Source organism: Collinsella aerofaciens, assembly GCF_039752985.1.
In the GTDB taxonomy this organism is placed as follows: Bacteria; Actinomycetota; Coriobacteriia; order Coriobacteriales; family Coriobacteriaceae; genus Collinsella; species Collinsella aerofaciens_BT.
On sequence record NZ_JBDMHA010000017.1, the window covers coordinates 1 to 6979 of the forward strand.

The 6979-nt window shown below is 60.2% G+C and carries 5 protein-coding genes; 4 read left to right on the plus strand and 1 reads right to left on the minus strand.

Features of this window, described 5'->3' with window-relative positions:
• A partial coding sequence (locus tag ABHR76_RS03570; protein WP_346976813.1) for a helix-turn-helix transcriptional regulator occupies positions 1-960 on the minus strand: 960 nt, incomplete at its 3' end.
• Positions 961-1080: 120 nt separating this feature from the next.
• Here ABHR76_RS03570 and ABHR76_RS03575 point away from each other — a divergent pair.
• From ABHR76_RS03575 to ABHR76_RS03590, 4 genes are all read left to right on the plus strand, one after another.
• Positions 1081-2907 carry an ABC transporter ATP-binding protein gene (locus ABHR76_RS03575; protein WP_346976814.1) on the plus strand — a complete coding sequence of 609 codons (1827 nt, stop codon included), beginning with the start codon at positions 1081-1083 and terminating at the stop codon, positions 2905-2907.
• Positions 2908-4665, plus strand: a complete 1758-nt coding sequence (locus tag ABHR76_RS03580; protein WP_346976815.1) for an ABC transporter ATP-binding protein — start codon at positions 2908-2910, stop codon at positions 4663-4665.
• 192 nt (positions 4666-4857) lie between these two features.
• The gene (locus ABHR76_RS03585; protein ID WP_022094642.1) at positions 4858-5103 is read left to right on the plus strand and encodes a DUF6110 family protein; all 246 of its coding nucleotides are present in this window, start codon (positions 4858-4860) and stop codon (positions 5101-5103) included.
• 78 nt (positions 5104-5181) lie between these two features.
• Positions 5182-6979: heavy metal translocating P-type ATPase (locus ABHR76_RS03590; RefSeq protein WP_346976816.1), on the plus strand; the 1798-nt coding region annotated here is incomplete at its 3' end.

A 6979-nucleotide genomic window follows, 5' to 3' on the forward strand; every position in this document is an offset into this window, starting at 1 on the left:
GGTGTGTTGTTTGAAGGCTTGGGCGAAGGCGGCCTGCTGAGGGTAGCCTAGACGCTCTGCCACCTGCGCTATCGTGAGCGCGCTATCGGCCAAAAGGTCCTGTGCTCGCTCCATACGGCGCCTGCGCATGTAGGCGCCCAGGGACTCGCCAGTTTGGGCCTTAAAGGTGGCGCATAGTTTGGAGCGGCTTGTGTAGAGCCGCTCGGCGACCTCGTCCACGCCGATGCGACGCCCCTCGTCAAGGGCGCGCTCGACAGCCAGGATCGCTTCTTCGACAATGTCCAGAGCGGCCTGTGTCCCTTCGGCCTGACGTGCCTGCTTGTGGGCTGTTCGCGCGTACGCCAGCTCGGCAACCATGGTCTCTACGGTACCCTTCATGTAAAGATGCCCGCCCGTGACACGAGCGCGCGTCTCATCGAGGCGGCAGAGTGTCCGATCGATCGCCGATAGCGCTTCTTCGCCCCACGACTCGGCAAAGGCGTCAAAAAGCCCAGCGAATTCGCCGGGGTAGCGGCGTTCGAAATCGTCGAAGTATCTCGGTAGGAATAACACCGAGCGCGAGTGATAGAGCTGTCCGGCGTATAACGGGCTGAGCTCGTTTCCGCAGGTATCCTGGATAAAACTACAAATTGCATTGCTCGGCCACGACCCGCGCAACGGCTTGAGGTTTGCGGGTGTTATGCCTATCTCGGGCATGCAGGTGAGCGTGGCGCTGCTGATTTGGCTCACGCAGGCGTATGGCTCGGGTGTGAATTCAGCCAGGCACATATCGTGCGTCGGGGTGATGAAATGCTCCATGACGATGCAGGTGGGGGAGAGAGGCATGATCCATGCGCGGCCGTGCGCCCGGTCGTTTGCCACCTCGCCGGTAAAGACGGCGCCCTTGCCGGTAAGCTCCAGGCCAAACTGCTCAAATTGCGGTGCGTAGAGCTCGGTTATGTCGGTCGCTGCCCGATGCATTTTCAAAAGCGTCCCCTTCCTTTGCGGAAACGTCCATGCCTGGCTCGATTGTGTGCCTTGGCTAACATATCAATGATAAGTTTGTTATGGTTAACTCTCAAGCCGTTAGAAAGGAATCTCATGGCAAAGGAATCAAAAAAGGAAGGCGGCGGTATCGGCGAGCTGCTTGCATATGCTGGTGACCGCAAATTCCTAACGTATTTGGGCATGGCGCTCTCGGCGCTCTCGCAGCTGCTGAGCTTTGGCCCGTTCGTGTGCATTTGGCTTGTCGCACGCAATCTGATCGCCGTGGCACCTAACTGGAGCGAAGTCACCGATATCGCGATGTATGGCTGGTGGGCCGTGGGTTTTGCCCTGGCAAGCATCGTAGTTTATTTCGTGGGGCTTATGTGCACGCACCTGTCTGCGTTTCGCTGCGCGTCTAACATCCGCAAGGCCACGAGCGAGCACCTGCTTAAGCTGCCGCTTGGCTACTTTGACACGCACGCCACCGGTGAGCTGCGCCGTGTTGTAGACGGATGCGCCGCCTCCACCGAGACTTTGCTCGCACACATGCTGCCCGATATCGCCGGCGCCACCGCCATGGTCGCAGGCCTGCTCGTGCTGCTTTTCGCGCTCGATTGGCGTTTGGGGGCGGCATGCCTTATCTCGGTCGTCGTTTCGTTTGGCGCCATGGCCACCATGATGAGCGGCAAAGGCGCCGAGTTCATGAAGGCCTACATGGGAGCGCTGGTCAAGATGAACAAGACCGGCACCGAATACGTACGCGGTATTCCCGTGGTCAAGGTGTTTCAGCAGACGGTCTACTCCTTTAAGGCTTTCCACGACGCGATCGCCGAATACGCCGACATGGCGCAAAACTATGCGGGCACGTTCTGCCGAGGTCCGCAGGTGCTCAACCTTACCGCGCTCAATGGCCTTGTGGCATTTCTCTTGCCCGTGGCATTGCTGTTGGCGCCGGGCGAGACGGACTTCGCGCACTTTATGGCCAACTTCACGTTTTACGCGATCTTTTCGGCCGTGGTGCCGACGGCCATGACCAAGCTCATGTTTGTGGGCGAGGCCTCTCAGATGAGTGCCGATTCGCTGGCTCGTATTCGAAGCGTCATGGATTCCAAGCAGCTCTCCGTGCCCGCCCAACCCAAGCACCCTGCCGGCGGCGACGTGCGATTTGAGGACGTGAACTTTACGTACGAGGGTGCCGAAGCACCTGCCGTTAGCCATGTAAGTTTTAGCGTTCCAGCTGGTAGCACCCTCGCTCTGGTGGGTCCTTCGGGTGGCGGCAAGTCAACCTGCGCAAGCCTGATTCCTCGTTTTTGGGATGTCTCTTCGGGCCGCGTACTCGTGGGCGGTGTGGACGTTCGCGATATGGATCCGCACGAGCTTATGGACCAGGTTGCCTTCGTGTTCCAGACCAACCAGCTGTTCCGGCAAACACTTGCCGATAACGTGCGCGCCTCCAAGCCTACGGCCACTGACGACGAAGTGCGTGCGGCCCTCTCCGCAGCTCAGTGCGACGACATTGTGGCCAAGCTCCCACAGGGCATCAATACCATGCTCGGTGCCGGCGGAGCATATCTTTCGGGCGGCGAGGTCCAGCGCGTGGCACTCGCCCGCGCGATCCTTAAAGACGCGCCTATCGTGGTGCTCGATGAGGCCACGGCGTTTGCCGATCCCGAGAACGAGGCACTCATCCAGCGCGCCTTTAGCAAGCTGGCGGCGGGTCGCACGGTCATTATGATTGCGCACCGACTCTCGACTGTAGTGGGCGCAGACCAAATCGTGGTGCTCAACCAGGGCAGCGTGCAGGAGTCGGGTACCCATGCCGAGTTGCTGTCCCAAGAGGGTTTGTATGCCAAGATGTGGGCCGAATACGAACAGGCCGCGAGCTGGAAAATCACTGCAGCGACCGCGGATGCCGCCGTCACGAAGGGAGGCGAGGCCTAAATGTTCGCCTCATTCCAAAAGAAGTATTTCCTATCCGATAAAGGCGTCGCCGGCGTAAAGCGCGGCATTTTCTGGACCACGCTCACCAATCTTATTACCATGGCCGGCATGGGCTTTTTATTCCTGGTCATGGCCGGTTTTGTCGAACATCTCGCCACTGGCGCCGACCTGCCGGATGCCCTGCCGATCGTGGGCGGCCTCGTGGTCTTTTTTGTGTTGCTCTTTGCCTCTAACTGGCAGCAGTATTACTACACCTACTGCATCTTTTACGAGGAGTGCGGCAAGCAGCGTATGGAGATTGCCGAGCGCTTGCGCAAACTGCCGCTGTCGTTTTTTGGCCGTCGTGATCTGGCCGATTTAACCGAGACCATCATGGGCGACGTCCAGGCCATGGAGCACGCCTACAGCCACGTGTTGGGAGAGCTTTGGGGCGCCATTATCGCAAGCGCTATTGTGTTCGCAGCATCGCTGTTCTTTTGCTGGCAGTTGGCGATCGCGGCGTTCTGGAGCGTTCCCGTGGCCTTTGCCGTGCTGTATTTGACGCGCGGCCCCATGGTCCCGGTGTTCGACCGTGTTCGCGCCGAGAAGGTCAAAGTCACCGAGGCGATCCAGGAGACGCTCGATTGTGTGCGCGAGATCCGCGCTACCAACCAGGAGGCCTATTATCTTGAGGGACTCGGTGCCGTGATCGATGCCGAGGAGCGCGAGACCACTAAGGGAGAACTCGTTAACGGGCTTTTGGTCAACTCTGCCTTTGTCATTTTGCGTCTGGGGGTCGCTTCCACGCTGGTAACGGGTGCCGCGATGGTTGCCTCGGGGCGGGTCGACTTTTTGGTGATGTTTGCCTTCTTGCTCATGGTGAGCCGCATCTATGCGCCCTTCGATCAGGCACTGATGTTAATGTCCGAGCTGTTTGCCGCAGAGTCATCGGCCAGGCGCATGCGTTCCATCATGGAAGAGCCTGCGGCGCGGGGTAGCGAGAAATTTGAGCCCGCGGGCCACGATGTGGTGTTCGATCACGTGGCATTTGGCTATGGTGCGGGCGAGGACGGCCGCGCCGGCGAGAAAGTTCTTACCGATGTGAGCTTTACCGCCAAGGAAGGCGAAGTTACGGCACTGGTCGGTCCTTCGGGTTCCGGTAAGTCTACGGTGAGCCGCCTGGCCGCGCGCTTTTGGGATGCCACCGCGGGCAAGGTTACCGTGGGTGGCGTGGATGTTGCGAGCGTTGATCCCGAGGTGCTGCTGCGTGATTATGCCATTGTGTTCCAAGACGTGCTGCTCTTTGACGATACGGTGATGGGAAACATCCGCCTCGGGCGTCGTGATGCCACCGATGAGGAAGTGCTTGCGGCCGCGCGTGCCGCTAACTGCGACGAGTTTGTGAGTCGTATGCCGCAGGGCTACGACACCATGATCGGCGAGAACGGCTCCAAGCTGTCCGGCGGCGAGCGCCAGCGCATCTCTATCGCCCGCGCTCTGCTCAAAGACGCGCCCATCGTGCTGTTGGACGAGGCGACAGCGAGCTTGGATGTGGAGAACGAGACCGTGGTACAGCAGGCGCTCTCCCGTCTGCTTGCAGGTAAGACGGTTATCGTGATTGCGCATCGCATGCGTACGGTGGAAAATGCCGACAAAATCGTTGTGCTCAAGGATGGTGTGGTTGCCGAGCAGGGCACTCCGGCGCAGCTCAAGGCGGCAGGTGGAGAATTCGCCCGCATGGTTGCGCTGCAAAAGGAAGCGGCTGCCTGGCAGATCTGAGGAAGGCATCCACAATGTGACAAAGGGACAGTCCCTTTGTCATATTGAGTTCATCCCCATAGTTTCCAAAAAGTTAGCCATTGTTGACCAAATAGTTATACTAAACTATTTTCAAAAGCGTGCTCGAGCAAACTAATGAACTCGGGTGCTAAGGCACCATGCCGCGCTTGTGCGGCAAAAGGGAGAAGCAACATGAAGAAGTCGACGTTTAACACCCTGCTTGTCGGTGGCGGTTTTCTGCTCGGCACGGCCGGCATCAAGCTGCTTACCAGCGCTCCGGTCAAGAATGCCTGCGTGCAGGGCATCGCGTGCGGTATGCGCGTCAAGAACTGCTACCAGGACATGGTCGAGCAGGCCAAGGCCAATGTCGATGACATGGTTGCCGAGGCGGCCTACATCACCCAGAGCGAGGCCGCTGCTGATGAGGCAGCCGAGTAACGCTCCCAGGCACAAACTATGAGATTCTCGATTATTAGCGAGATCCCCGGCAGGACCCGTCTTCAATTGGCGGGTCCTGTGCCAGAGAGCGATCTCGATGCACTTCTTAAGCTCAGCGGCGATATCGGCGGCGTGCACAAGGTGCGCGTTTATGGCCGTATTGGCCAGATGGCGCTCGAATATGACGAGCAGTGTCGTGCGGGCGTACTCGACGCCCTGGGTGCGCTCGATGCCCAGGCCATTGCCGACGCAAAGACGGGTTACGCGATGCAGCTTGAGCCACGCAAGCACAAGCTCGTCATGGATCTTGCCACACTTATCGGCGCCCACTACGCGCGCCGCTGGTTCCTGCCTACGCCGCTGCGTGCCATCTTTGTCGTGGCCGGTTACATGACCTTTTTGCGCGCCGCTCTCCACGAGCTCGCACAACCGCGCCTGACCGTTCCCGTGCTCGACGCTTCGGCCATCGGTATCTCGTTTGCCAAACGCGACGTCGATACCGCGGGGCAGACGATGTTCCTGCTCAACGTGGGCGAGCTGCTCGAGGACTACACGCGCGCCATGAGCGAAAACGAGCTCATCAACTCGCTGCTCGATGTGCCCGACAAGGCGCAAAAGGTCGTCGGCGACACCGAGGTGAGCGTTGCCGCCACCGAGCTTGAGCCCGGCGACTTGGTAGCCGTGCGCACCGGCATGTCCATTTGCATCGACGGCGTGGTCGAACAGGGGAGCGCCATGGTCAACCAGGCGACCCTGACCGGCGAGCCGCTTGCCGTCGAGCGCAGCGCAGGCGACGACGTGTTCGCCGGCACCGTCGTGGAAGACGGCAGCATCTTGGTACGTGTGCGCGCCAATACGGCTCAGACCAAGCTCCGCTCGATCGTCTCGCTCGTGCAGACGGCCGACTCGCTCAAGTCCGAGGGTCAGTCGCACATGGAGGACCTCGCCAACAAGATCGTCCCGTGGAACTTCCTGCTCGCGGGTCTGGTCGCGCTCACCACGCGCAGCCTCATCAAGACCTCAGCGGCGTTGATGGTCGACTACTCGTGCGCACTCAAGCTCACGGGTTCCGTTGCCGTCATGACCGCTATGAGCGATGCCGCCAAGATGGGCGTCATGGTCAAGGGCGCGAAGTACTTTGAGTCGTTTGCCAAGGCCGATACCATCGTGTTTGATAAGACCGGCACGCTCACCGAGGCGCAGCCGCGTCTTGCCTGCGTGCTCACGACCGATGGCTGGAGCGAGGACGAGATTCTGCGCCTTTCCGCTTGCTTGGAGGAGCATTTCCCGCATCCGGTGGCACGCGCCGTGGTCAATGCGGCACGCGAGCGCGAGCTCGAGCACCGCGAGCGCCATGCCGCCGTCGAGTACATCGTGGCGCACGGCATCGCTTCGTCCATTGAAGGGCGTCGTGCCATCATCGGTTCCGCGCACTTTGTATTTGAGGACGAGGGTGCGCAGCTCGAGTCCGACATTAAGGAGCAAATCGAGTTCCAGATGCAGGGCTTGTCGCCGCTGTATCTGGCGGTCGATGGCACCGTTGTGGGCGTGCTCGGTATCGAGGACCCGCTTAAGCCCGGGGTCCGCGAGGCCATCGCCGACTTGCACGCGTTGGGCGTTAAGCACGTGGTCATGCTCACGGGCGACTCGGAGCGCACGGCCGAGCGCATTGCTCGCGAGGCAGGTGTCGACGAGTTTAAGGCCGAGCTGCTGCCCGAGGACAAGTACGCGTATGTGGAGCGCATTAAGGGCGAGGGGCGCCACGTTGCCATGGTGGGCGACGGCGTCAACGACTCACCGGCGCTGGGTCTGGCCGATGTGGGTCTGGCCATGGGCGGTGGAAGCGACATCGCCAAGGAGGTCGCCGATATCATCC

Excerpts from the sequence above, each read along its gene's own strand:
- ABHR76_RS03575 (WP_346976814.1), top strand. The coding sequence starts at position 1,081 with ATGGCAAAGGAATCAAAAAAGGAAGGCGGCGGTATCGGCGAGCTGCTT.
- ABHR76_RS03580 (WP_346976815.1), top strand. The coding sequence starts at position 2,908 with ATGTTCGCCTCATTCCAAAAGAAGTATTTCCTATCCGATAAAGGCGTC.
- ABHR76_RS03585 (WP_022094642.1), top strand. The coding sequence starts at position 4,858 with ATGAAGAAGTCGACGTTTAACACCCTGCTTGTCGGTGGCGGTTTTCTG.